The 23400-nt window shown below is 74.7% G+C and carries 17 protein-coding genes and 1 pseudogene; 11 read left to right on the top strand and 7 right to left on the bottom strand.

Annotation, left to right across the window (positions count from 1 at the left end; all coding sequences use genetic code 11):
• The first annotated feature begins 47 nt into the window (after positions 1–47).
• The 3 genes from tdh (at position 48) to ACZ60Q_RS05885 (ending at position 3312) form a co-directional block, all read left to right on the top strand.
• The gene (gene tdh, locus ACZ60Q_RS05895) at positions 48–1076 is read left to right on the top strand and encodes an L-threonine 3-dehydrogenase (protein WP_469628965.1); all 1029 of its coding nucleotides are present in this window, start codon (positions 48–50) and stop codon (positions 1074–1076) included.
• A gap of 66 nt (positions 1077–1142) precedes the next feature.
• A complete protein-coding gene (locus tag ACZ60Q_RS05890; protein WP_469628962.1) occupies positions 1143–2342 on the top strand; it encodes a glycine C-acetyltransferase in 1200 nt (399 codons plus the stop codon).
• 46 nt (positions 2343–2388) lie between these two features.
• The gene (locus tag ACZ60Q_RS05885) at positions 2389–3312 is read left to right on the top strand and encodes a LysR family transcriptional regulator (protein WP_469628960.1); all 924 of its coding nucleotides are present in this window, start codon (positions 2389–2391) and stop codon (positions 3310–3312) included.
• 147 nt (positions 3313–3459) lie between these two features.
• On the opposite strand, the gene ACZ60Q_RS05880 is transcribed toward ACZ60Q_RS05885, so the two are convergent.
• Both ACZ60Q_RS05880 and ACZ60Q_RS05875 read right to left on the bottom strand, forming a co-directional pair.
• The gene (locus tag ACZ60Q_RS05880) at positions 3460–6180 is read right to left on the bottom strand and encodes an ABC transporter permease (RefSeq protein ID WP_469628957.1); all 2721 of its coding nucleotides are present in this window, start codon (positions 6178–6180) and stop codon (positions 3460–3462) included.
• Between the two features lie 8 nt (positions 6181–6188).
• Positions 6189–6887 carry an ABC transporter ATP-binding protein gene (locus ACZ60Q_RS05875; RefSeq protein WP_469629535.1) on the bottom strand — a complete coding sequence of 233 codons (699 nt, stop codon included), beginning with the start codon at positions 6885–6887 and terminating at the stop codon, positions 6189–6191.
• A 179-nt stretch (positions 6888–7066) separates the two neighbouring features.
• On the opposite strand from ACZ60Q_RS05875, the gene ACZ60Q_RS05870 reads away from it, so the two are divergent.
• Complete coding sequence (locus tag ACZ60Q_RS05870; RefSeq protein WP_469628954.1) at positions 7067–8299, top strand: sensor histidine kinase; 1233 nt, start codon at positions 7067–7069, stop codon at positions 8297–8299.
• A complete protein-coding gene (locus ACZ60Q_RS05865) occupies positions 8287–8952 on the top strand; it encodes a LuxR C-terminal-related transcriptional regulator (protein WP_469628951.1) in 666 nt (221 codons plus the stop codon). The genes ACZ60Q_RS05870 and ACZ60Q_RS05865 overlap by 13 nt, the downstream gene beginning before the upstream one ends.
• On the opposite strand, the gene ACZ60Q_RS05860 is transcribed toward ACZ60Q_RS05865, so the two are convergent.
• A complete protein-coding gene (locus ACZ60Q_RS05860) occupies positions 8942–9370 on the bottom strand; it encodes a VOC family protein (RefSeq protein WP_469628949.1) in 429 nt (142 codons plus the stop codon). The genes ACZ60Q_RS05865 and ACZ60Q_RS05860 overlap by 11 nt on opposite strands.
• Before the next feature lie 99 nt (positions 9371–9469).
• On the opposite strand from ACZ60Q_RS05860, the gene ACZ60Q_RS05855 reads away from it, so the two are divergent.
• Complete coding sequence (locus ACZ60Q_RS05855; protein WP_469628947.1) at positions 9470–10120, top strand: nucleoside/nucleotide kinase family protein; 651 nt, start codon at positions 9470–9472, stop codon at positions 10118–10120.
• Positions 10121–10332: 212 nt separating this feature from the next.
• Positions 10333–11478 (top strand): M24 family metallopeptidase, encoded by a 1146-nt coding sequence (locus ACZ60Q_RS05850; protein ID WP_469628945.1) that lies wholly within the window; start codon positions 10333–10335, stop codon positions 11476–11478.
• A gap of 152 nt (positions 11479–11630) precedes the next feature.
• Here ACZ60Q_RS05850 and treZ read toward each other — a convergent pair whose 3' ends face one another.
• Positions 11631–13391 carry a malto-oligosyltrehalose trehalohydrolase gene (treZ, locus tag ACZ60Q_RS05845; protein ID WP_469628942.1) on the bottom strand — a complete coding sequence of 587 codons (1761 nt, stop codon included), beginning with the start codon at positions 13389–13391 and terminating at the stop codon, positions 11631–11633.
• 195 nt (positions 13392–13586) lie between these two features.
• Here treZ and ACZ60Q_RS05840 point away from each other — a divergent pair, with 195 nt between their 5' ends.
• Positions 13587–15017, top strand: coding sequence for a GH1 family beta-glucosidase (locus tag ACZ60Q_RS05840; protein WP_469628939.1), 1431 nt, complete (start codon positions 13587–13589; stop codon positions 15015–15017).
• Positions 15018–15220: 203 nt separating this feature from the next.
• Here ACZ60Q_RS05840 and ACZ60Q_RS05835 read toward each other — a convergent pair whose 3' ends face one another.
• Positions 15221–16132: a GNAT family N-acetyltransferase gene (locus tag ACZ60Q_RS05835; RefSeq protein ID WP_469628936.1), complete on the bottom strand. Its 912-nt coding sequence runs from the start codon at positions 16130–16132 to the stop codon at positions 15221–15223.
• 511 nt (positions 16133–16643) lie between these two features.
• Between ACZ60Q_RS05835 and ACZ60Q_RS05830 the strand changes: the two are divergent.
• Positions 16644–17204: pseudogene (locus tag ACZ60Q_RS05830) on the top strand (DUF1707 and FHA domain-containing protein); the annotation flags it as partial.
• 165 nt (positions 17205–17369) lie between these two features.
• Here the strand turns inward: ACZ60Q_RS05830 and lpdA are convergent.
• Positions 17370–18809, bottom strand: coding sequence for a dihydrolipoyl dehydrogenase (gene lpdA, locus ACZ60Q_RS05825; RefSeq protein ID WP_469628933.1), 1440 nt, complete (start codon positions 18807–18809; stop codon positions 17370–17372).
• Positions 18810–18921: 112 nt separating this feature from the next.
• Between lpdA and ACZ60Q_RS05820 the strand changes: the two genes are divergently transcribed.
• Positions 18922–19884, top strand: coding sequence for a LysR family transcriptional regulator (locus tag ACZ60Q_RS05820; protein WP_469628931.1), 963 nt, complete (start codon positions 18922–18924; stop codon positions 19882–19884).
• A 46-nt stretch (positions 19885–19930) separates the two neighbouring features.
• A complete protein-coding gene (locus ACZ60Q_RS05815) occupies positions 19931–20953 on the top strand; it encodes a cytochrome P450 (protein ID WP_469629532.1) in 1023 nt (340 codons plus the stop codon).
• A gap of 30 nt (positions 20954–20983) precedes the next feature.
• On the opposite strand, the gene treY is transcribed toward ACZ60Q_RS05815, so the two are convergent.
• Positions 20984–23374: a malto-oligosyltrehalose synthase gene (gene treY / locus ACZ60Q_RS05810; RefSeq protein ID WP_469628929.1), complete on the bottom strand. Its 2391-nt coding sequence runs from the start codon at positions 23372–23374 to the stop codon at positions 20984–20986.
• Between the last annotated feature and the right edge of the window lie 26 nt (positions 23375–23400).

The raw sequence follows: 23400 nt of genomic DNA, 5'->3' as shown, positions 1-23400 counted from the left end.
GAGGCCCGGGGTATCCACTCGCGTACCGACGTCAGGGAGCCGCAGCCGTGAAGGCACTCGTCAAGCAGAAGGCCGAACCCGGACTGTGGCTGATGGACGTGCCGGAGCCGGAGTACGGCCCCACCGACGTCCTGATCAAGGTCCTGCGCACCGGAATCTGCGGCACCGACCTGCACATCCGCGCCTATGACGGCTGGGCACGGCAGGCGGTCACCACCCCGCTGATCCTCGGCCACGAGTTCGCCGGCGAGGTGGCCGCGACCGGCGCCGACGTCGCGGACATCGCGGTCGGCGACCTGGTCAGCGGCGAGGGCCACCTCGTCTGCGGCAAGTGCCGCAACTGTCTCGCCGGCCGCCGCCACCTCTGCCGTTCCACCGTCGGCCTCGGCGTCGGCCGGGACGGGGCGTTCGCCGAGTACGTGGTCCTGCCCGCCTCCAACGTGTGGGTGCACCGGGTCCCCGTCGACCTCGACATCGCGGCGATCTTCGACCCGTTCGGCAACGCCGTCCACACCGCCCTGTCCTTCCCGCTCGTCGGCGAGGACGTCCTGATCACCGGCGCCGGACCGATCGGCATCATGGCCGCGGCCGTCGCCAAGCACGCCGGGGCCCGCAACGTCGTCATCACCGACGTCAGCGAGGCCCGTCTCGCCCTCGCCCGCAAGATCGGCGTCAGCCTCGCCCTGAACGTCGCGGAGAGCACCATCGCGGACGGCCAGCGGGAACTCGGCCTGCGCGAGGGCTTCGACATCGGCCTGGAGATGTCCGGCCGCCCCGAGGCGATGCGTGACATGGTCGCGAACATGACGCACGGCGGCCGGATCGCGATGCTCGGCCTGCCCGCCGAGGAGTTCGCCGTCGACTGGTCCCGCATCGTCACCTCGATGATCACCATCAAGGGGATCTACGGCCGCGAGATGTACGAGACCTGGTACGCCATGTCCGTCCTGCTGGAGGGCGGCCTCGACCTCGCCCCCGTGATCACCGGCCGGTACGGCTTCCGCGACTTCGAAACGGCCTTCGACGACGCCGCGAGCGGCCTCGGCGGCAAGGTCATCCTCGACTGGACCGTCTGACGCTCCGACCGCATCCCCGGACCCACCGGCAAGGGAAGTGGGTCTTGATCCCTTAAGGAATCCCGCATGTTCGACTCCGTACGCGACGACCTGCGCACCACCCTCGACGAGATCCGGGCCGCCGGGCTGCACAAGCCCGAGCGGGTGATCGGCACCCCGCAGTCCGCGACCGTGGCCGTCACCTCCGGCGGCCGCGCCGGCGAGGTCCTGAACTTCTGCGCCAACAACTACCTGGGCCTCGCCGACCACCCCGAGGTCATCGCCGCCGCCCACGAGGCGCTGGACCGCTGGGGCTACGGCATGGCCTCGGTCCGCTTCATCTGCGGTACCCAGGAGGTCCACAAGGAGCTGGAGCAGCGGCTCTCGGCCTTCCTCGGCCAGGAGGACACGATCCTCTACTCCTCCTGCTTCGACGCCAACGGCGGCGTCTTCGAGACGCTGCTCGGCCCCGAGGACGCGGTCATCTCCGACGCCCTCAACCACGCCTCCATCATCGACGGCATCCGGCTCTCCAAGGCCAAGCGCCACCGCTACGCCAACCGGGACATGGCCGACCTGGAGACGCGGCTCAAGGAGGCGTCCGGGGCCCGCCGCCGGCTGATCGTCACCGACGGCGTCTTCTCCATGGACGGCTACGTCGCCCCGCTCCAGGAGATCTGCGACCTGGCCGACCGCTACGACGCCATGGTCATGGTCGACGACTCGCACGCCGTCGGCTTCGTCGGCCCCGGCGGACGCGGCACGCCCGAACTGCACGGCGTCATGGACCGGGTCGACATCATCACCGGCACCCTCGGCAAGGCGCTCGGCGGGGCCTCCGGCGGTTACGTCGCGGCCCGCGCGGAGATCGTCGCCCTGCTGCGCCAGCGCTCGCGCCCCTACCTCTTCTCCAACTCCCTCGCCCCGGTCATCGCCGCCGCCTCCCTCAAGGTCATCGACCTGCTGGAGTCGGCCGGAGACCTGCGTGAGCAGCTGGGCGCCAACACCGCGCTCTTCCGCACCAGGATGACCGAGGAGGGCTTCGACATCCTGCCCGGCGACCACGCCATCGCCCCCGTCATGATCGGCGACGCGGGCAAGGCGGGCCGCATGGCGGAACTGCTCCTGGAGCGCGGGGTGTACGTGATCGGGTTCTCCTTCCCCGTCGTCCCGCAGGACGCGGCCCGCATCCGGGTCCAGCTCTCCGCCGCGCACTCCACCGCCGACGTGAACCGCGCGGTGGACGCGTTCGTCGACGCGCGGGCCGCCCTGGACGCGCAGGCGTAACCGCTCACCCGGTCGGGCACACGTCGCGACCTGGGACAATGGGCACATGATCGATGCGCGGCGGCTGCGAATCCTCCGTGCGGTGGCCGACCACCGCACGGTGACCGCGGCCGCCGCCGCGTTGTACCTGACGCCCTCCGCCGTCTCCCAGCAGCTCGCCGCCCTGGAGCAGGAGACCGGCCACCGCCTCGTCGAACGCGGTGCGCGCGGCGCCCGGCTCACCGCCGCCGGGGAGATCCTGCTGAGCCACACCAACGTGGTCCTGGCCCAGCTGGAGCGGGCCGAGGCGGAGCTCGCCGACTACAGCGCGGGCGTCGCCGGTACGGTCACGGTCGCCGCGTTCGCCACCGGCATCGGCCTCGTCCTCGCCCCCGCCCTCACCGAGCTGGCCCGCACCGCGCCCGGCATCCGGGTCAAGGTCCAGGACGCGGAGGGCGACGCGAGCGTGCCGATGGTGCTGGACCGGCAGGTCGATGTGGCGGTGGCCGTCGAATACCGGGGCGCGCCCGCCGAGGACGACCGCCGCCTGACCCGCGTCCCCCTGTACTCGGAGCCGTTCGACGCGGTGCTCCCGGTGGACCACCGTCTCGCGGAGCAGGACCAGGTGGCGGTCGCCGACCTCGCGAAGGACCCGTGGATCGGGCCCTACCCCGGCAACCCCTGCCATGACGTGGTGGTCCTGGCCTGCGAGTTCGCCGGGTTCGTCCCCCGCCTCGAACACTCGTCGGACGACTTCCGCGCCGTGGTCGCCCTGGCCGGGGCCGACGCCGGAGTGGCCCTGGTCCCCCGGTCCGCGCTGCGCGGGATGGAACTGACCGGGGTGGTCGTCCGCCCCGTCGAGGGGAGCGCCCCCACCCGCCGCGTCTTCGCGGCCGTACGGCAGGGGGCCGAGGGCCATCCGCTGATCCGGCCGGTGCTGGACGCGATGGAGACCGTGGCCGTACGGGAAGCGGGCCTGGCGCGGAGCTGAGCACCGCCGCCGTGACGACGGCGCGGGAGCCGGACACGTGGCCCCCGGCCGGACGGGGCGGCCGGGGTCCGGGCACCTGCGGCCGGACGGTCCCGGCCCGGACCCGCCCCGCACGCCCCCGATCCTCCCGGCCTGCCGCCGCGCCGCTCACCCAGCCCGGCGTCCCAGGACGAAGCGTCCCCCGGCCGTGCCCGGGACCAGCGTTCCCGCCGCCGCGGCGAGCGCCACCGCCCCCGCGATCACCCCGTAGTGCGCCGGCGGGAGATACGGGGCCGTGCCCGCCACCGAGACGGCGAACGCGGTCAGCGGGACCGCTGCCACCGCCGTGCCGATCACCAGCCCGGCACACGTCACCAGGCCCGTCTCCAGCACCAGCATCCGCCGTAGCTGCCGACGCCCCGTGCCGACCATCCGCAGCAGCCGGAACTCGCCCCGGCGGCCGATCGTGATCAGGGCAAGGGTGCTCACCACGGACAGCAGCGCGAAGCCGCCGATCACCCCGACGCCGATGACGATCATCGCGTTGTCCTCGTCCGACACGGGCGGAGCGATCGCCACGTCATCGCCCGTGGCGGCCCGCACCGTCACCCCGCCGCCGTACGGAGCCAGCGCCCGACGCACCGCGGCCCCCGGGTCCGCACCGGACGCGGCCCCGGTCCGGATCAGGACGACCTGGTCCCGCGCGGCCGAGACATGGCCCGCCAGCGCCTCGCGCGGGAAGAGGAACTCGCCCAGGCCCAGCTCGTGTCCGTACACCGCGACGACCCGGGGCTCCACCCGCGTACCGTCGCCGAGCCGCAGCGCGACCCGGTCCCCGGGGCCGATGTCCAGGCTCTTCGCCCGGTCCGCCCCGACCGCGACGGCGTCCCGCCCCGTGAGCCGGTCCAGGTCGCCCGCCGTGACGCGGGGGTCGAGCGTGCCGGACAGGCCGCCCGCCTCCACGCCCAGTACGGGCAGCCGGGTCAGCACCGGCTCGCCGGCCTCGCGGTCGGCCAGGACGACCGCCGAACGCAGGACCCCGGTCGCCGCCGTGACCCCCGGCGCCTCCCGCACCGCACGGGCCGCCCCGGCGGGCAGTCCCGCCCCGCCGCCCGTCGCCACCAGGTCCGCCCGCAGGGCCCCGGACGCCTGTTGGGCGGAGGCCCGCTCCATCGTCGGCCCCGAGGCGAGCTGCACGCAGACGAACGCGACCACCAGCACGATCGGGGTGAACGCGGTGGCGAGCCGCCGGGTGTGCGCCGAGGCCGCCCGCTCGGCCAGGAACCCCGAGACCCCGCCCGCCCGGCGCATCGGAGCGCCCAGGACGCCCAGCACCGTCCGGGCGATCCGGGGACCCAGCAGGGCGACCGCGATCACCAGGGACAACGCCGCACCCGAGGCGGCGGCCCCCGCCGCCTGACCGCTCTGCGTCGTCGCCACACCCGCCGAGCTGATCCCGGCGAAGGCCAGCACCACCCCCGCGACCGTACGAAAACGTCCCGGCTCGCTCGGCTCGTCCGCCGTCGCCGCGCCCAGCGCGGCGGCCGGCCGCAGCCGGGTGATGGACCGGGCGGAGACCATCGCGACCGGCCGCGCGAGCAGCGCGACCAGCAGCCCGCCGGCCAGCGCCGCGGTGGGCGGCAGCCACCACGGCACCGGCAGCGGCAGGGCCTCGGTCGTCAGCAGCGAACGCATCGCGAGACCCAGGGGCATGGCCCCGATGCCGCCCAGCAGCGCCGCCGCCGCGGACACCCGGCCCGCCTCGCGGCCGATCGCGGACCGGAGCTGACGGGGCGAGGCCCCCACCGCCCGGAGCAGCGCCAGCTCCCCGGACCGCTGGTGGATCGCCTGGGACAACGTCGAGGCGATCACCAGGAGCGCCACCATCAGCACGGTCCCGCCGATCGAACCGAGCAGCGCCAGCTGATCGCCGCGTCCGCCGAGCGCGTCCACCCGCTCGGCCTCCCCGCGCTCCGTGCCCGTCAGCACGCGCACCCCCCGGTCGGACCCGGCGACGCCCGAACGCTCCGGCAGGACGGCGCCGATCGCGTTCCGCAGCGCGTCCCGTGAGACGCCCGCCTCAGCGACCACGCCGATCGCGTCGATCCGGCCCGGATGCCCGGCCAGGGCGGTCAGCCGGGGCTCGGTGAAGAACACGGCCGGGGGAGTGTCGCCGCCGTGTCCGGTGCGGGCGATCCCGCTGACGGTGTACGACCGGGCACTCCCGTCGGCCCGTAGCACGACCCGCTCGCCCGGTGCGTGGCCGCGTGCCGCGAGCGCGCGGTCCAGGACGACCTCGGTCGCGTCCCTCGGGGACCGGCCCTCGGCCAGCTCGTACCGGGTCAGCACGGCGGACGGCCAGGAACGGCCCACCGCGGGCCGCCCGTCGCCCGTGGACAGCGGCACGGAATCGTCCGCGACGGCCTTCGCCACCCCGTCGGCCCCCGCCACCGCGGCCAGCACCGACCGGTCCAGACGGGCCCGTTCGGGGAGGTAGGCCGTCACCGTCCGTGGTTCGCTGCCCCAGGGCTTCGCCGTGTGCGACACCTTCTGGTCCGCCGTCACCACCGCGTCGGCCCCGGCGTACCGCTGCACCGGCGGCGCGGCCACCAGCAGCGAGCCGATCACGAACGCGAACGCGCCGATCAGCGCGGCGGCGGCGCCCGTCGCCACGATCACCGCCGCCCAGGCACGCCGGTGCGTGGCCAGCGACCGCCGGGCCAGGAAAGCCGACGCCCGCCGCGACCCCTGCCGTACCCCCAGCGGCTCCCGTGCCGCCGCGCCCGTACGTCCACTCCGCGCGTCCGGCGACGCCGGGGCCGCCGTGCTCGTACGTCCGTTCCGTGCGTCCGGTGACTCCGGGGCCGCCGTGCCCGTACCCTTCCTCATCCGTCTCCTCATCGCAGCCGGCCGCCGTCCATCGTCAGCACGGTGTCCGCCCAGCTCGCCGCCACCGGGTCATGGGTGACCATCACGACCGTGCGGCCCTCGATCCGTACGGCGTCCCGCAGCAGCGCCAGCACCAGCGCCGCGGACTCCGGGTCGAGGGAGGCGGTCGGCTCGTCCGCGAAGATCACCTCGGGCTCCGTCACCAGCGCCCGCGCCACCGCGACCCGCTGCTGCTGGCCGCCCGACAGCGTCGAGGGCCCGTCGCCGCCGCGCCCCGCGAGACCCACCCGGGCCAGCAACTCCCGCCCCCGCGCCAGCACATCGGGGTCGGCCGGGTCCGCGCCGCCCAGCACCAGCGGCAGCACCAGGTTCTCCTCGATGGACAGCGACGGCACCAGGTTGAGCGCGTGCGACTGGAAGACGAACCCGATCCGGTCCCGGCGCAGCCGCGTCAGCGCCGCCTCCGAGAGCGCCCCGAGATCCGTTCCGGCGATCCTGACCGTCCCCGAGGTCGGCCGGTCCAGGCCCGCCGCGACCTGGAGGAAGGTGCTCTTGCCCGAACCCGAAGGCCCGACGACCGCGGTGAAGCTGCCGGCCGGGACGGCGCAGCTGACCGCGTCGAGCGCCGTCGTCCGCCGGCTGCTCCCGCGCCGCCCGTAGCTCCGGCTCACCCCCTCCAGACCGAGCGCGGCTCCCTGCTCCACCATCGTCGTACCCACTGTTCGCCTCCACCGTCCCCGTACCGTTTGACCTGCTACGACGCTATGAGCCGGGAGGCGGCCGGGCGAGGGTACGCACTACCGGACCGGGGGTACAGCCAGCTCCACCCCCGGCCGGGGGACCGCCCCCCTCCGGCGGTGGGCACGCCCCCGTACCGTGGGCTGCCATGAGCAGCTCACCGCCCGGTCCCCTCACGGTCGCCGTCCGGCGTTCCTGGGACGCCTCGCACTACCTCCTGCTCGGCATCGGGGTCGCGATGCTGACCTACCTCGGCGCCTTCATGGTGGCGGCGGCCCTCCTGTTCGCCGTCGCGATCATCGGGCTGCCCGCGCTGCCGGAGGCCGCCACGCTGCTGCGCCGGGCCGCCTCGGCCCAGAGCCGCAGGGCGGCGGCCCGGCTCGGGCCAGGACACCGCCCCGCTTCGTATCCGCCGCTGGGCGGCGGCGAGTTGCCCGAACGCGTCCGGCGGACGCTCACCGACCGGACCACCTGGCGGCTCGCGCTCTGGCTGCCCCTCCAGACAGTGTTCGGCATGGGGCTCGGCTACCTCACGATGATCCTGTGGCCCGTCGCTCTGCTGGTGGACGGCATCGCGCTGTCCGCCGTGGGCCTGGTGGACCGGCGGCGGGCCGACGAGTACGGCACCGAACCGCCCGAGCGGCCGGGCTGGGTGCTGCGCTGGCACCCGGTGCTGGCCGACCTCTCGGCGGGCTGGACCATGGCCCTGCTCGCCCCGCCGCCCGCCGCCGAACTCACCGAGCGGATCGCCCACCTCACCGAGAGCCGGGCCGGGGCGGTCGCCGCGCACGGGGCCGAACTGCGGCGCATCGAACGGGACCTGCACGACGGCGCCCAGGCCCGGATCGTCGCCCTGTCCCTGCGGATCGGGCTCGCCAAACAGCTCCTCGACCGCGATCCGGCCGCCGCTCGGGCCCGTCTGGACGAGGCGCAGGACGGGGCCGAAGCCGCGCTCGCCGAGCTGCGGCATGTGGTGCGCGGCATCCACCCGCCGGTCCTCACCGACCGTGGACTGGCCGGTGCGGTAAGGGCGTTGGCCGCCGATGTCGCCGTACCCGTCACGGCGGACCTGGACGGGGTGGAGGACGGGCGGCGGCTGCCCGCCGCGATCGAGGCCGCCGCCTACTTCGTGGTCGCCGAGGCGCTCACCAACATCAGCAAGCACAGCGGCGCCACCGCCGCCCGGGTCCGTATCGACCGGCCCCCCGGTCTTCTGCGGGTCACCATCGGCGACGATGGTCGCGGCGGCGCGGACGAACGCGCCGGCAGCGGGCTGGTGGGCATCCGGCGGCGGGTCGCCGCGCTGGACGGCGCCACCCGCGTCAGCAGCCCCGCCGGGGGGCCGACGGACATCGAAGTGGAGCTGCCGTGCGGATCGTGATCGCCGAGGACAACGCCCTCCTGCGCGAGGGCCTCGTCCTCCTGCTCACCAGCTCCGGGCACGAGGTGGTGGCCGACGCGGCGGCCGGCCCGGAGATCCTGCCCGCCCTGCTCGAACACCGCCCGGACGTCGCCGTCCTGGACGTACGGCTGCCGCCCACCTTCCGCGACGAGGGGCTGCGGGCCGCGATCGCCGCCCGCGCCGAACTGCCCGGCCTGCCGATCCTGGTCCTCTCGCAGTACGTCGAGGAGACGTACGCCGCCGAACTGCTCGCCCGGGGCGCCCGGGGCATCGGCTACCTGCTCAAGGACCGGGTGGGCCGGGTCGAGCAGTTCCTGGAGGCCCTGGACCGGGTGGTGGCCGGCGGTACCGCGCTCGACCCGGAAGTCGTCTCCCAGCTCCTCACCCGCAGGTCCTCGGCGGGCCCGCTCCAGAGCCTCACCGCCCGCGAGCGCGAGGTCCTGGAACACATGGCGCAGGGCAAGGCCAACGCCACCATCGCCGCCGAACTCACCGTCTCCGAACGGGCGGTGAGCAAGCACATCGGCTCGATCTTCGCCAAGCTCGGCCTGGAACCGGACGACGGCACCGTCCACCGCCGCGTCCTCGCGGTGCTGGCCTACCTGGAGGGCCGGGACGGGTTCACCCCGTGAGGGGGCCGCGCCGGGGCCGAGCGGGTCGGGCGGCCGGCTGGAGCAGGTCCCAGCGATTGCCGTAGAGGTCCTCGAAGACCGCGACCGAGCCGTACGTCTCGTGCCGGGGCTCCTCCAGGAACCGCACCCCGGCCGACACCATCCGGGCGTGGTCGGCCGCGAAGTCGTCGGTGTGCAGGAAGAAGCCGACCCGGCCGCCCGTCTGCGCCCCCACCGCCCTGCTCTGGAACTCGTCCTTCGCGCGGCCCAGCAGCAGTCCGGTGCCGGGGGCGGACCCGCGCGGGCGCACCACCACCCAGCGGGTGCCGTCGCCCCGGTCGGTGTCCTCCACCACCTCGAAGCCGAGCGCGTCGCGGTAGTAGGCGAGAGCCTCGTCGTAGTCGCGGACGACCAGGGTGACCAGGGCGATGTGGGACATGGCGGGGGCCCTTCCACGGGTACTGAACGAGTAGTGAACGATCACCACTCGGGTGAAGTTATACGTAACACTAACGCTTTCGGGCCCAGCCCCCGCACAATGCCCCGCATGGACATCCTGGACGGTACGACCCCCGGCGGCCGGGCCGCGCTGACGGACCGGGCCCGCGCCCTCGCGGAGACCGGAGGACGACGGGTGCTGGGGATCGCGGGCCCGCCCGGAGCCGGGAAGTCCACTCTGGCGGAACGGCTGGTCGCGGCGCTCGGCGGACGCGCCGCCCTCGTCCCGATGGACGGCTTCCACCTGGCCGCCGCCGAACTGGAACGCCTCGGCCGCGCCGACCGCAAAGGCGCGCCCGACACCTTCGACGCGGCCGGGTACGTGGCCCTGCTGTGGCGGCTGCGCGCCCCGGACCCGCTGCACGCGGTCTACGCCCCGGCCTTCGACCGGTCCCTGGAGGAGCCGGTCGCGGGTGCGCTGCCCGTGCCGCCGGATGTCCCGCTCGTCGTCACCGAGGGGAACTACCTGCTGCTCGACGACGGGCCCTGGGCCCCGGTGCGCGGGCTGCTGGACGAGGTGTGGTTCCTGGACCTCGACCCGGAGGTACGGGTGCGCCGGCTTGTCGAGCGCCATATCCGCCACGGTCGGCCCCGGCGGCGCGCGGAGGAGTGGGTGGCCCGGTCCGACGAGGCGAACGCCCGGCTGGTCGAGCGGGGCCGGGAGCGGGCCGACTTGATCGTGCGCCTCTGACCCGCCGGACGCTCCCGTGGCCCGGCCGCCCGCTCTCGAGGCCCGGCCGGTCGTTCCCGATGCCGGCCCGTCGTTCCCGACGACCGGCCGCTCGCTTCCGAGGCTCCGCCGGGTCGTCGCCGACGCCCGGCACACTCCGGCAAGCCGCTCGCGCACGCCCCGCCGGGCGGGCAGGATGCTGTGTGCCGTGTCGCACCCGCCAGGAGGCCTTGATGTCCAGCCCGAGCCCGTCCGCCCAGCAGTCCGCCCCGCCGCCCTTCACCGCCGACGACTACCGGGCCCGGATGGCGCGTGCCGCCGAGTCCGCCGCCGAGGCCGGGCTCGCCGGGGTGATCGTCGCGCCGGGCCCCGACCTCGTCCACCTCACCGGCTACCGCCCCGTGAGCACCGAACGCCTCACGCTCCTCGTGCTGCGGGCCGGCCAGGACCCGGTCCTGGTGGTCCCGACCCTGGAGGCCCCCGACGCGGCCGCCGCCACCGGGGCGCCCGCCCTCACCCTGCGGGACTGGACCGACGGCAAGGACCCGTACGCGGTGACCGCCCCGCTGCTGGACGCCGAGGGCCGCTTCGGCGTCAGCGACAACGCCTGGGCGATGCATCTGCTCGGCCTCCAGCGGGAGCTGCCCGGCACCTCCTACGCCGCGCTCACCGAGGTGCTCCCGATGCTCCGCGCGGTGAAGGACGCCGCCGAACTGGAACGGCTCACCGCCGCCGGGGCAGCCGCGGACGCCACGTACGAGGAGATCCTCAAGGTGCGCTTCTCCGGCCGCCGTGAGGTCGACCTGGCCACCGATCTGGCCGCCCTGCTCCGCGAGTTCGGGCACTCCCAGGTCGACTTCACCGTCGTCGGCTCCGGTCCGAACGGGGCCAACCCGCACCACGAGGCGGGGACACGCACCATCGAGCGCGGCGATATGGTCGTCCTCGACTTCGGCGGCCTCAAGCACGGCTACGGCTCCGACACCTCCCGTACGGTCCACGTCGGCGAGCCCACCGCCGAGGAGCAGCGGGTCCACGACATCGTCCGCGAGGCCCAGCAGGCGGGCTGCGCCGCCGTCCGGCCCGGCGTCGCCTGCCAGGAGATCGACCGGGCGGCCCGTGCGGTGATCACCGAATTCGGCTACGGCGAACGGTTCATCCACCGCACCGGCCACGGTATCGGCGTCACCACCCACGAGCCGCCCTACATGATCGAGGGCGAGGAGCGGCAACTGGTGCCCGGCATGTGCTTCTCCGTGGAGCCGGGCATCTACCTCCCGGGCCGCTTCGGCGTCCGGATCGAGGACATCGTGGCCGTCACCGAGGACGGCGGGCGGCGGCTCAACACCACCGCCCGCGAACTGGCCGTCGTCGAGTAGACCTCACCGGGTCCGCCGGGTCCGCCGGGTCCGCCGGGCCCACGGGGCCTGCCGGGGCACCGGCCCCCGGCCCGGCTCGGTGCTCGCGCGGCTCCCGGTCACGGAAGCGGTGCGGGAGGAAGGCACGCAGGTCGACGTGCCGTCGATGAGGCTCAGTCGTCGGCCAGCACCACGCACGACTCCGGCGGCAGACGCAGTACACCGTCCGCCCCAGGGGCCTGGACCGGCCCCCAGGCCGCCAATGTCCTTCCCCCGGACCGGCGGTGACGCCCGAGGCCGAGCGGGATCGCCGCCGGCTCCTCGGCCAGATTCATCACGATCCGCAGGTCCCCCCTGCGGTAGGCGAACCACCGCGCCTCCTCGTCGAACGCGGTCTTCACCGAGGCCAGGTCGGGGTCGTGCAGATCTGGCAACGTCCTTCGCAACGCGACCAGTTCGCGATACCAGGCGAGCAGCCGTGCGTGCGGCTCGCGCTCCGGCTCCGACCAGTCGAGACAGGAACGGTCCCGGGTCGCGGGGTCCTGGGGGTCGGGGATCTCCTCCCGGGCCCAGCCGTGCGCGCCGAACTCCCGCCGCCTGCCGTCGCGTACGGCCGCGGCCAGCTCCGGGTCCGAGTGGTCGGTGAAGAACTGCCAGGGGGTGCGCGCCCCCCACTCCTCACCCATGAAGAGCATCGGGGTGAAGGGGCCGGTCAGTACGAGGGCGGCGGCGCACGCCCGGAGGCCGGGGGACAGGGAGGCGGCCAGCCGGTCGCCGAGAGCCCGGTTGCCGATCTGGTCGTGCGTCTGCGCGTAGCCGACGAAGCGGTGGGCCGGGCTGCGCGTCACGTCGACCGGCCGCCCGTGGGTGCGGCCCCGGAAACTGGAGAAGGTCCCGTTGTGGAAGAACACGGACGTCACCGTCTTGGCGAGGGCGGCGAGCGGGGCGCGGGCGAAGTCGGCGTAGTAGCCCTGGGACTCGCCGGTGAGCGCGGTGTGCAGTGCGTGGTGGAAGTCGTCGTTCCACTGGGCGTGCAGACCGAGGCCGCCGGCCGGACGCGGGGTCGTGGTGCGCGGGTCGCAGAGATCGGACTCGGCGATCAGCCCGAGCGGCCTGCCCACCTCGACGGCCAGCGCGTCGACCGCCGTCGACAGCTCCTCCAGGAAGGTGAGTGCCCGGGTGTCGGCCAGTGCGTGCACCGCGTCGAGCCGCAGCCCGTCGAGCCGGTAGTCACGCAGCCAGGCCAGCGCGCTGCCCAGCAGGAAGGCCCGCACCTCGTCGGAGCCCGGCGCGTCCAGGTTGACCGCCGCACCCCACGGGGTGTGGTGGGTGTCGGTGAAGTACGGGCCGAAGGCGGGCAGGTGGTTCCCGGACGGGCCCAGGTGGTTGTGGACGACGTCCAGGAGCACCCCGAGCCCCAGCCCGTGCGCCGTGTCGACAAAGCGCTTCAGCCCCTCCGGTCCGCCGTACGGCTCGTGCACCGCCCACAGCGAGACGCCCTCGTACCCCCAGCCGTTGACGCCCGGGAACGGGCAGACGGGCATCAGCGACACATGGGTGACGCCCAGCTCGGCCAGATGGCCCAGCCGTGCCGCCGCCGTGTCGAAGGTGCCCTCGGTCGTGTACGTCCCCACATGCAGCTCGTACAGCACCGCGCGGTTCAGCCGCCGGCCCGCCCACGCGTCGCGCCAGGCGTACGCCTCCTGGTCGACGACCGCGCTCGGGCCGTCGGGCCCGTCCGGCTGACGCCGTGAACGGGGGTCCGGCAGCAGGGGTCCTTCGTCCAGCCGGAAGCCGTACCGGTCCCCGTGCGAGGCCTCCGCCTCGGCCGTCCACCATCCCTCGCGCCCCGCGTCGCGCTCCATCGGGCACCGGACGTCCGCCGCCTCCAGCACGACCGAGTCCGCCTCGGGGGCCCACACCTCGAACCGCATCCACCACTCCTCGTCCCTGGGCGGGGCGCGCGACCGCCCGCGGGCGGGCTCCACGATCCACGCCGCAGGCTCTGTTGCCGCCCGCCACCGGCGATTAAGGTCTGGTCCTGATCATTGCCCGGCGAGGTTCCCGCTCATACAGGTTCTGCTCACACGTACTGGTTCTGCTCATACGTACGGCTGCTGGAGGCCGCGATGACCCTGCCGATGTTCCCTCCCGGCTTCCTCTGGGGAGCCTCCGCCTCCGCCTTCCAGACCGAGGGGGCGGTGGACGCGGACGGCAAGGGCCCCTCCGGCTGGGACGCCTTCGCCGCCCTGCCCGGCCGGATCAAGGACGGCACCGACACCACCCGGGGCACCGGCTTCCACGCCCGCTACCGCGAGGACGTCGCCCTGCTGGCCGGACTCGGCGCCGACGCCTTCCGGTTCTCCGTCAGCTGGCCCCGCGTGGTGCCCGGCGGCAGCGGAGCCGTCAACGCCGACGGGCTCGACTTCTACGACCGGCTCGTCGACGAGCTCTGCGCCCACGGCATCACCCCCGCCCCGACCCTCTACCACTGGGACACCCCGCTCCCCCTGGAGGAGACCGGCGGCTGGCTCGACCGGGACACCGCCTACCGCTTCGCCGAGTACGCGGGCATCGTCGCCGAACGCCTCGCCGACCGCGTGCCCATGTGGATCACGGTCAACGAGCCCGCCGAGGTCACACTGCTCGGCTACGCGCTGGGCGCGCACGCCCCCGGCCGCACCCTCCTCTTCGACGCCCTGCCCGCCGCCCACCACCAACTCCTCGCCCACGGCCTCGCCGTCCGCGCCCTGCGCGCGGCGGGCGCGGACAACATCGGCGTCGCCCTCTCGCACGCCCCGGTCTGGACGGCGGGCGACACCGACGAGGACCGCCTCGGCGCGGAGCTGTACGACACGCTGACCAACTGGCTCTTCGCCGACCCGGTTCTCACCGGCCGCTACCCGGATGAGAACCTCGCCGCCCTGATGCCGGGCCCGGTCGCCGACGACCTCAAGGTCATCTCCACCCCGCTCGACTGGTACGGCGTCAACTACTACAACCCGACCCTCGTCGGAGCGCCCAGGCCGCAGGCGCTGGACACCTTCTCCGGCTTCGCGATGCCCGCCGAACTCCCCTTCGGCATCAGGGAGATCGAGGGGTACGAGAAGACCGGCTTCGGCTGGCCCGTCGTCCCCGAGGGGCTGACCGAGATCGTCACCGCGCTCCACACCCGCTACGGCGACCGCCTCCCGCCGCTGTACATCACCGAGAACGGCTGCGCCCTGGAGGAACCCCACGCGGACGACCGCCGCATCGCGTACCTGGAGAGCCATCTGGGCGCCCTGCGAACGGCGATGGACGCCGGGGTCGACGTGCGCGGCTACTTCACCTGGTCGCTCACCGACAACGTGGAGTGGACGGAGGGCGCGTCGCAGCGGTTCGGGCTGGTCCACATCGACTACGAGACGCTGACCCGTACACCGAAGCAGTCCTACGCCTGGTACCGGGACCTGATCCGCGCCCAGAAGAGGCAGGAGCGGAATCCGGCCCCGCAGCGGGCCGAGGGGGTGTCCGGTGGATCCACCGGACACCCCCCTGACGCGACGCCCCCCGAGTGATCGGCGCTTCCCGCCATGGTCGCTTCACGCTGGTCCCGGGCCCGGGCGCCTCCATCGGCCGCGAGCCCTCACCTCACCGGTTCGCGACACCGCGGCCGACGGCGGAAACGTCCTGCTCAACGTGGGGCCGCGCGGCGAGGACGCGACGATCCCCGCCGAGCAGTGGCTCCGCCTGGACTGGCCGGCCGAGGAGGCCGGGGCCCTCACACCAGATGGACCCATTCCTGGGTGATCGGGTAACCGGCGCGGGCGAACGCGGCGGCCATCGGCACGTTGCCCTGGTCCGTCGCACCCGCGATGAACTCGGCGCCCTGCTCGACCAGGAAGCGCGTGCACTCCACCAGCAGGTCGTAGCCGTAGCCGTGCCCGCGCGCCTCGGGAACCACCCCGATGAAGCCGACGCACGGCCCGGACGGGTTGTGCGCGGGCACATGGATGCCCGCCACCTCGCCGTCCGGCGTGTACGCGAGCTGCCACCACTCCCTCGGCGAGGGGCACCAGTGGAAGAAGTCCAACTCCTCCCGGGCAGCGGCCTCCAGACCTCCGGGGCCCTCGATGGCCTTGCGGGCGTGGGCATCCAGCGTGGCCGAGTGCACGCGGCGCAGCACATCGAGGATGACCGCGTCGTCCGGCTCGGGGCGGTAGGTGAGCCGCCCGGTCCGCTCCGGCAGCGGGCAGCCGGGGGTCCACCGGTAGCGGTAGCGCTCGACCAGCGGCTTCATGCCGGCCGCCGTCGCGGCGGCGACCCGCACTTCGACGGCGGCCCGCACCGCCGGGTCGTCCCGCCAGCCGGCGGGCGCGATCAGCTCGTACTCCTTGTCGAACGGGGCGTGGCGCAGGAGTTCGGCGCCCGCCTCAGCCTCCCCGTCCGCGAAGTCGAACCAGTTGAGTACGACGGGCTCGGTGTCGTCGGGCCCGCCCCACCAGGCGGCCCTGGCGATCACGGTGTTCTCGCGCAGGGCGACCCAGGACCATTCGGGGCGGTACTCGCCGCCGTCGGCCGTCAACGTGTAGCCGTGGCCGAAGGCGGCACGGCCGACGAGGGCAGTGCCCTGGAACGTGGTGAAGAGTGCGGCGTCGCTCGGCGTGAGCGCGCGGATGACCGTGTCGGTCATGGAAGTGTCCTCCGGGGACGGAATGCCGCGCTCCCGGTCAGACGAGGTCCGACACCGCCCGGCGGACGGGGCGGGAGCGCGAAAGTGACGTACTGCGAATGGTGTTGCGGCTGTTCCTGCGCACGTTTCCCGCCTCCTTCCACGACCGGTGCCGATGTCGGTGCCGACCATAGCGGACCCCCGCGCCCGCCGTCCACCGAAAAGGAGGGCCCTCCCCGGCGCGCCCTCCGAACACCAGGAGCGCCCGCCGGGGACACGGCGCCCGGAGGTGAGGTCACCGGGCCGGCTCGTGATCGAGAACATACGAAAGGGCGCAGAACAGGTCGAGCTCATCGGGTCCGGACAGCGGACGGACCGTCAGCCGCGGGCGAACAGAGGTCACAGGGGCTCCCCGTGATGAATGAGCGGCAGACCCCGCCAAGGGCCCGGCCGGGGAGCGGCGCAGGTCAGCGCGGCAGGAAACGCGGCCTCATCTGGACACCCCGGGCCCCTCGGCCCGACAATCGTCAACGTGACGTCCTCCTTCGAGTTCCACACGAGTCCCGCGCGGCTGTCGGACGCCCAGCGAGACCGTGTCCTCGGTGTGCTCAGAGACGGTGCGGCACAGGGCAAGCTGTCGCACGACACCTTCATACGGCGCATGGAGCTCGCCCTTGTCGCCCGGCGCCCGGAGGAGCTGGCGGCCCTCACCTCCGACCTGGAAGCCGGCGGCAGCTGGTCCCAGGGACTGGTCCGCGCGGTGGGCGGGATCTCCGCCTTCCCCGGGCGGCTGCGCCGGGCCTGGCAGACCGAGCGGCTCCCCAGACTGCTGCTCCCCGCGCCCGGCCCGCACCCGCTGCTCATCGGCCGCGACCCGGCCAACGGACTGCGCCTCAACCATGAGACGGTCTCCCGGCTGCACGCCGAACTCTCCGCGCGGAACGGCCGCTGGGCGCTGCGCGACCTCGGCTCCACCAACGGCACCTGCGTCAACGGCCAGCGGCTCGTCGGCTCCATACCGGTGCGGGACGGGGACCAGGTGAGCTTCGGCCGGATGAGCTTCCGCCTCACCGCCCCGGCACTCCGCCCGCCCGAACTTCCGCCGCACGCGCCCCGGCGCTCAGCCCACCCGCCCGAGCTGCCGCCGCCGGGCCCCGGCCCCGCCCACCGCCGGCCCGAGCTGCCGCCCGACACTCCCGAGCCTTCGCCGCCCGGCCCCAACCCCACCGCCGGCCTTCCTCCCGGCTGAGCCCTGCGGTCAGTGCTGCTGGTGCAGCCCGCGCCCGGCCAGCGTCAGGAACGCCTCGCCGACGGCCTCCGAGAGCGTCGGGTGCGGATGGATGTGGTGGGCGACATCGGCGGGCTCGGCGTCCCAGCCGACCACGAGCTGACTCTGGGCGATCATCTCCGAGACGTGCGGGCCGACCAGATGAACGCCCAGCACCCGGCCAGCCCGCTCCGCCACCACCTTCACCAGGCCGCCCCTGCCGTGCACCATGCCCTTGGCGACGGCGGTCAGCGGCAGGGTGTTCACCACCACGTCGTACCCCGCGTCCCGGGCCTGCGCCTCGGTCAGCCCCACCGCGGCCGTCTGCGGCGAGGAGTACGTGACCCGGGGAACGGTGGCGTAGTCGATCGGGGAGGTACGCAGCCCGGCCAGCGTCTCCGCGACCAACAGCCCCTCGGCGAAGGAGGCGTGGGCCAGACCCAAGGACGGCGGCGGCAGCAGGTCGCCGACCACGTGGATGCCCGGCACCGCCGTCTCCAGCCGCGACCAGTCGGCGGGCACGACATGGCCCCGCCCGTCCGTGGCCAGCCCCGCCGCCGCCAGCCCCAGTCCCTCCGTCACCGGGTCCCGGCCGACCGCGACCAGCAGCCGTTCGGCCGCCACCGTGACCGTCTCGCCCCGGGAGGTCCGGATGACGGCCCGCACCCCCGCCTCCACCACCGCCCACTCCAGCAACCGCGCCCCCGTCTCCACCCGGACGCCCCGTTTCCTCAGCCCCCGCACCAGGTGCCGCGACACCTCCGAGTCCTCCAGCGGCACCAGCCGGTCGGCTGCCTCCACGAGCGTGACCTCGGCCCCCATCGACCGGTGGAACGAGGCGTACTCGACTCCGATCGCCCCACCGCCGACCACCAGCACGGATCCGGGCAGCCCCGGCGCGAACAGTGCGTCGTCGCTCGTCACCACCCGCCGCCCGTCCGCCGCCGGCCCCGGCAGCATCCGGGGCCGCGAGCCGGTCGCCAGCACCACGCCACGCCGGGCGACGACCTCCCCGAACCCGTCGATCCGGGCGGAACGCGGGCCTGTCAGCTCGGCGCTGCCGCGCACCACCGCGACTCCGGCCCGCGCGAGCCGCGCCTCGACCCCGCGGTGGTTGCGGGCCACGATGTCGTCCCGGGTCGCCACCAGGGCCGGCCAGTCCACCGCGTCGAGCGTCGCCCGCACCCCCCACCGCTCCCGGGCCTCGCCGATGCCGTCGACGAGTTCGGCGGCGTGCAGCATCGCCTTGCTCGGGATGCAGCCGCGGTGCAGACAGGTCCCGCCGACCGCGTCCCGCTCGGCGAGCACGACGCGCAGCCCCAGGGCCGCCGCGCGCAACGCCGTCGAGTAGCCGCCGGTACCGCCGCCGATGACCAGTACGTCCGTGGTGTTCTCGCTTATGTGGATCTTCTGCGCGTTCGTCGGCTTCATGGACCCCACCCTCGCCCCGGCCCAGGTCATACGTCCAAGGCAGAATGCGTGTGGAGTCGATGCACAACGCTCATGGGGCGCGGTGCGTGAAGTCCTGCGGGAGGTGCGGTGGATGAGCCTGCGTCAGATGGAGTACCTCCTCGCGGTGGTCGAGGAGTCCTCCTTCACCCGGGCCGCCGAACGGCTTCACGTCACCCAGCCCGCCCTCTCCCACCAGATCAAGGCGCTGGAGAGGACCGTCGGGGGCGAGCTGCTGGAACGGCTGCCGCGCGGTGTCCTGCTCACTCCGATGGGCCGGGCCTTTCTGCCGCACGCCGAACGTTCCGTCCGCAGCGCCGCCCAGGCCCGCCGCGCGGCCCGCGCCGCCGCCGGGGCCGAGGGCGGCGAACTGCACATCGCCACCGTGCACTCGGTGGCCGTCGGTATCCTCCCCGACGTCTTCGCCCACTGGCGGCTTGCCCACCCGGGCGTGCGCCTCGTCCTCCACGAGTACGCGAGCACCGAGGCACTGGAGGACGAGGTGGAGCGCGGCGTCGCCGACCTGGCCGTCGGACCGCTGCCGGCGTGCTGGACCGGACCCGTCGTCCCGGTGGGGGAGGAGGAGATCGTCCTCGTCGTCCCGTTCGACGACCCGCTGGCCGGGCGTTCCTCGGTCGGTCTCCACGAGCTCGCCGACCGGTTCTGGGTGCGGTGCGCCATGGAGCCGGTCATCGAGGGCCGCCCCTTCCTGGACGGGGTCTGCGAGGCGGCGGGCTTCGTGCCCCGTACGGCGGTGTGGACCGAGCACACCTCCACGGCCGTCCGGATGGCGGCGGCCGGTGTCGGTGTGTCCACGGCCTCCGCCCACCTGGTCCGGAGCGCGATCGGCGAGGACTGCGCGGTGCTCGGCGTCGACCCGCCCTGGCTGCGACCCATGGGCGTCTTCTCCAGAGTGGCGCTGACCGGGGCGGCGGCGGCCTTCACGGAGCTGCTCGGCTCCCTGCCCACCGCCGGTATCCGGCCCCTCCGCCCCGCCGCACTCTCACCCGAACGGCTGTACGCCGACTGCGGTGCGCCCCCGGCGGTGGTCCGCTGAGAGGGTGCGCGCCGACAGCCGGCGCACCGACTCCAGGGGGCGCGGGATGCCGGCCGACCGCCCCGACGCCCTGCCCGCCGCCCGCCGTCCGTACCGGCTCACGGGCGGGCAGCCGGGTCTGCTGGCGCCGGGGGCCACGACGGATCCGTGCCGGCTGCGCCTCTACCGCCTGCTGCGCACCGACTACCCCCTCGGCTACGACCCGGGACTCGACGCCTGGCTGCTGAGCCGGTACGCGGATGTGGCCCTGGCCCTGACCGACCCCCGGTTCACCGGATACCCGCACGACGAGGCCCCGCGCGGCCGGGGCCCCATGCCGCTCGGCCTCTGCCGGGGCCGCCTGGTCTGCGTACCGCCGGCCGTGCCGTACCGCACCGTCGAACCCGCCGTCGAGCGGACCGCGTACGTCCTCGCCCGCCGGATCGCCCGGCGCGACCGGGCGGACCTGGTCGCCGACTTCTGCCGCTGGCTGCCCGCCGGCGCCGCCGCGGCGGCGGCCGGGCTCTCCTACCCGGACCTGAGCACCCTGCCCCGGGGCGCCCTCCACCGGCGGGCGGGCGGGGGAGCCGGTGACTGCGCCGGGTCCACCGCACTCCGCGAGCACGCCCTCGCCTCGTTCCTCGCCAACATGCTCGACGCCCCCGACCTGCTGGCCGCCGCGACCGCCGGCGAGGGGGCCGGGACGCTGCTCGGGCGGGCCTGGGCCGAGACGCTGCGCCGCGATCCACCCGTCCAGATCGTGCTGCGCCGCACCCGTACCGAGGTGGCCGTCAGCGGCGGCACGCTCCCCGCCGACGCGCCCGTCGCCTGCCTCATCGGCGCGGCGGGCCGCGACCCGGCCCGCTTCGGCGCGCCCGACCGCTTCGACCCGCTGCGCACCGATGCCGACCCGCTGCTCATCGGTCCGGCCGGTTGCCCCGCGGCCGTCATCGGCGGACTGGAGGCCGAACACGGCCTGCGCGCCCTGCTGACGGCGATGCCCCGCATCCGCTGGGCCGACGGCTTCCGCCCGGCGGCGGGCGGCCTGCTCACCCGCGGCCCGCGGGCCCTCCTCGTACGCCCGTCCTGAGCGCCCGGGCAGCCGCCGAGGACCCACCCGTCACACCCCTGCGGCCCCTCGGTCCCGCACCCGCCGCAGCAGCGCCACCGGCCGCTCGGCGAACAGCTCGGCCGCCGCCACCGCACCGCCCGTGAACTCCCGGCCCGGCGAGGCCGACAGCAGGTCCCGCCAGGGGCCCCCGCCCGGCAGCTCCAGCACCGTGTCCCGCCAGCCCCCGCCCTCGGCCAGTCGCAGCGACAGCCGGGTCACCGCCGTGACCACCTCGCCCGACCGGCAGAAGGACAGCAGATGCGGGGCGGCCGGGCCCCGGGCCGGCAGCGGCGCGTACGTGGCCGACTCCCCGAACACGGCCGGTAGTTCCCGCCGCAGCCCCAGCGCGGTCGCCGTCAGCGCCTGCTTCTCGTCCGGGGCCTCCGGCCGCCGGAACGGCCGCCGGTTGTCCGGGTCGACCAGGGCCAGGTACTCGCTCTCCGTGCCCTGGTAGACATCCGGCACCCCCGGCATCGTCAGATGCACCAGCGCCGCCCCCAGCACCTGGGCCCGCACATGCGGGGCGAGCGCGTCCGCGAACTCGGCGACCGACGCCCGGACCGCGCCCGCCCCGCTGCCCGGACCGGCGGCGACGAAATCCGTCACCGCCCGCTCGTACCCCGGGTCCGGCTCCGTCCAGCTGGTGAACAGGCCGGCCTCCCGCACCGCCTTCAGCAGCGCCGGCTCCAGCCGCGCGGACAGCTCACCGGCCGACAGCTCCGCGCAGCCGTACGCCGACTGCCAGGCCACCCACGCCAGTTGGGGATCCGGGGCCGCCACGCCGGTCGCCGCCGTCAGCTCGGCCACCAGCGCCGCCCACCGCTCCGGGCACTGGGAAAGCACCGCGATCCGGGCCCGCACGTCCGCGCTGCGCTTGGTGTCGTGCGTGGTCAGGACCGTGCCCGTGGAAGGCCAGTCGCGGGCGATCCGGGCGGCGAAGGCGTGGAACTCCTCCGGCGACACCGCGGGCCGCCCCGGGTCCCCGCCCACCTCGGTCGCCGAGACCAGCGGGACGTACCGGTAGAACGCCGTGTCCTCCACCGACTTGGCGTGCAGCGCGGACGCGGTCTGCGCGAACCGGGCGCAGAACGCCGCCTGTTCCTCCCCGACGCCGAGCCGCCCGAGCGCCAGGTCCCGTACGACGTCGACGGCCGCCGCCTCCTCCGGCACGGAGAACACCGCCTTCGCGTCCCGTACCGCCTCGTCGGACAGGGTCTCCTCGGCGATCCCGGTCGGCGGTTCGCCCACCGTGATGTACGGGCGGTAGACCGGGACCCGCACCAGCAGCTCCCGGACCGCGATCCGCAGCGCCCAGGGCGCGTGGTCGCGCAGCGCGGGGTCCCGGCCGCAGATCCCGGCCGCGATCCGGGTCAGCCACGCGGTCTCGGCCGCCAGCTCATGCGTCGCCACCCGGTAGGCGGCACGGCGCACCGTCGCCGTCCAGTCGCCACCCCGGTCGCCGGGCGGGCCCGCGAACTCCCGGTAGCGGCGGAGCAGTTCCCCGGCTCCGGACGGATCGGTGAACAGCCCGTCGATCCGGTGCAGCGCGTCGTACCCGGTGGTGCCCGCGACCGCCCAGTCGGCAGGGAGGCGCTCGTCACCGGTGAGGATCTTCTCCACCACCGTCCATCGGCCGCCGGTGGCCCTGTTCAGCCGTTCCAGATAGGCGGCGGGGGCGGCGAGCCCGTCGGGATGGTCGACGCGCAGCCCGTCCAGCACCCCGTCGCGGAGCAGTTCGAGGACCTTGGCGTGCGTGTCCTCGAAGACCTCCGGGTGTTCGACGCGGACCCCGATCAGCTCCGATACGGTGAAGAACCGCCGGTAGTTCAGCTCGGTGCGGGCCAGGCGCCACCAGCCGAGCCGGTAGTGCTGGGCGTCCAGCAGCTCCGGCAGCGGGAGGTCCGCCGTGCCGGCGCGGAGCGGGAACTCCAGGTCGTGGTGGCGCAGCACCTCACCGTCCACGGTGAGGTGCTCCAGCTCCTGGCCGAGCGGCCCGGCGAGCACCGGCAGCAGCACCTGATTCCCGCCCGCCGCCCAGTCGATGTCGAACCATCGGGCGTACGGGGACGCCGGGCCCTCGCGCAGCACGTCCCACAGCCGGCGGTTGTGCCGGGGCGAGGCCGCCATGTGGTTGGGCACGATGTCCAGGACCAGTCCGAGCCCGTGCTCCCGGGCGGCCGAGGCGAGCGAGCGCAGCCCCTCCTCGCCGCCCAGCTCCGCCCGGACCCTGCTGTGGTCGACCACGTCGTAGCCGTGCGGGGATCCGGGGACCGCCTCCAGGACGGGCGACAGGTGGAGGTGCGAGACACCGAGCGAGGCGAGGTACGGCACGGCCTTCTCGGCGGCGGCGAACGGGAACGCGGGCTGGAGCTGAAGCCGGTACGTGGCGGTGGGCGTCATGGACTCCTACGTACCCCGCCCGGGGC

Source organism: Streptomyces sp. NPDC104313 (genome assembly GCF_055583985.1).
Note: the sequence above shows the minus strand (reverse complement) of the source record. Positions and strands in the feature narration are given on the sequence as shown.

Excerpts from the sequence above, each read along its gene's own strand:
- ACZ60Q_RS05890 (WP_469628962.1), top strand. The coding sequence starts at position 1,143 with ATGTTCGACTCCGTACGCGACGACCTGCGCACCACCCTCGACGAGATC.
- ACZ60Q_RS05885 (WP_469628960.1), top strand. The coding sequence starts at position 2,389 with ATGATCGATGCGCGGCGGCTGCGAATCCTCCGTGCGGTGGCCGACCAC.
- ACZ60Q_RS05880 (WP_469628957.1), bottom strand. The coding sequence starts at position 6,180 with ATGAGGAAGGGTACGGGCACGGCGGCCCCGGAGTCACCGGACGCACGG.
- ACZ60Q_RS05875 (WP_469629535.1), bottom strand. The coding sequence starts at position 6,887 with ATGGTGGAGCAGGGAGCCGCGCTCGGTCTGGAGGGGGTGAGCCGGAGC.
- ACZ60Q_RS05870 (WP_469628954.1), top strand. The coding sequence starts at position 7,067 with ATGAGCAGCTCACCGCCCGGTCCCCTCACGGTCGCCGTCCGGCGTTCC.
- ACZ60Q_RS05860 (WP_469628949.1), bottom strand. The coding sequence starts at position 9,370 with ATGTCCCACATCGCCCTGGTCACCCTGGTCGTCCGCGACTACGACGAG.
- ACZ60Q_RS05855 (WP_469628947.1), top strand. The coding sequence starts at position 9,470 with ATGCCCCGCATGGACATCCTGGACGGTACGACCCCCGGCGGCCGGGCC.
- ACZ60Q_RS05850 (WP_469628945.1), top strand. The coding sequence starts at position 10,333 with ATGTCCAGCCCGAGCCCGTCCGCCCAGCAGTCCGCCCCGCCGCCCTTC.
- treZ (WP_469628942.1), bottom strand. The coding sequence starts at position 13,391 with ATGCGGTTCGAGGTGTGGGCCCCCGAGGCGGACTCGGTCGTGCTGGAG.
- ACZ60Q_RS05840 (WP_469628939.1), top strand. The coding sequence starts at position 13,587 with ATGACCCTGCCGATGTTCCCTCCCGGCTTCCTCTGGGGAGCCTCCGCC.
- ACZ60Q_RS05835 (WP_469628936.1), bottom strand. The coding sequence starts at position 16,132 with ATGACCGACACGGTCATCCGCGCGCTCACGCCGAGCGACGCCGCACTC.
- lpdA (WP_469628933.1), bottom strand. The coding sequence starts at position 18,809 with ATGAAGCCGACGAACGCGCAGAAGATCCACATAAGCGAGAACACCACG.
- ACZ60Q_RS05820 (WP_469628931.1), top strand. The coding sequence starts at position 18,922 with ATGAGCCTGCGTCAGATGGAGTACCTCCTCGCGGTGGTCGAGGAGTCC.
- ACZ60Q_RS05815 (WP_469629532.1), top strand. The coding sequence starts at position 19,931 with ATGCCGGCCGACCGCCCCGACGCCCTGCCCGCCGCCCGCCGTCCGTAC.
- treY (WP_469628929.1), bottom strand. The coding sequence starts at position 23,374 with ATGACGCCCACCGCCACGTACCGGCTTCAGCTCCAGCCCGCGTTCCCG.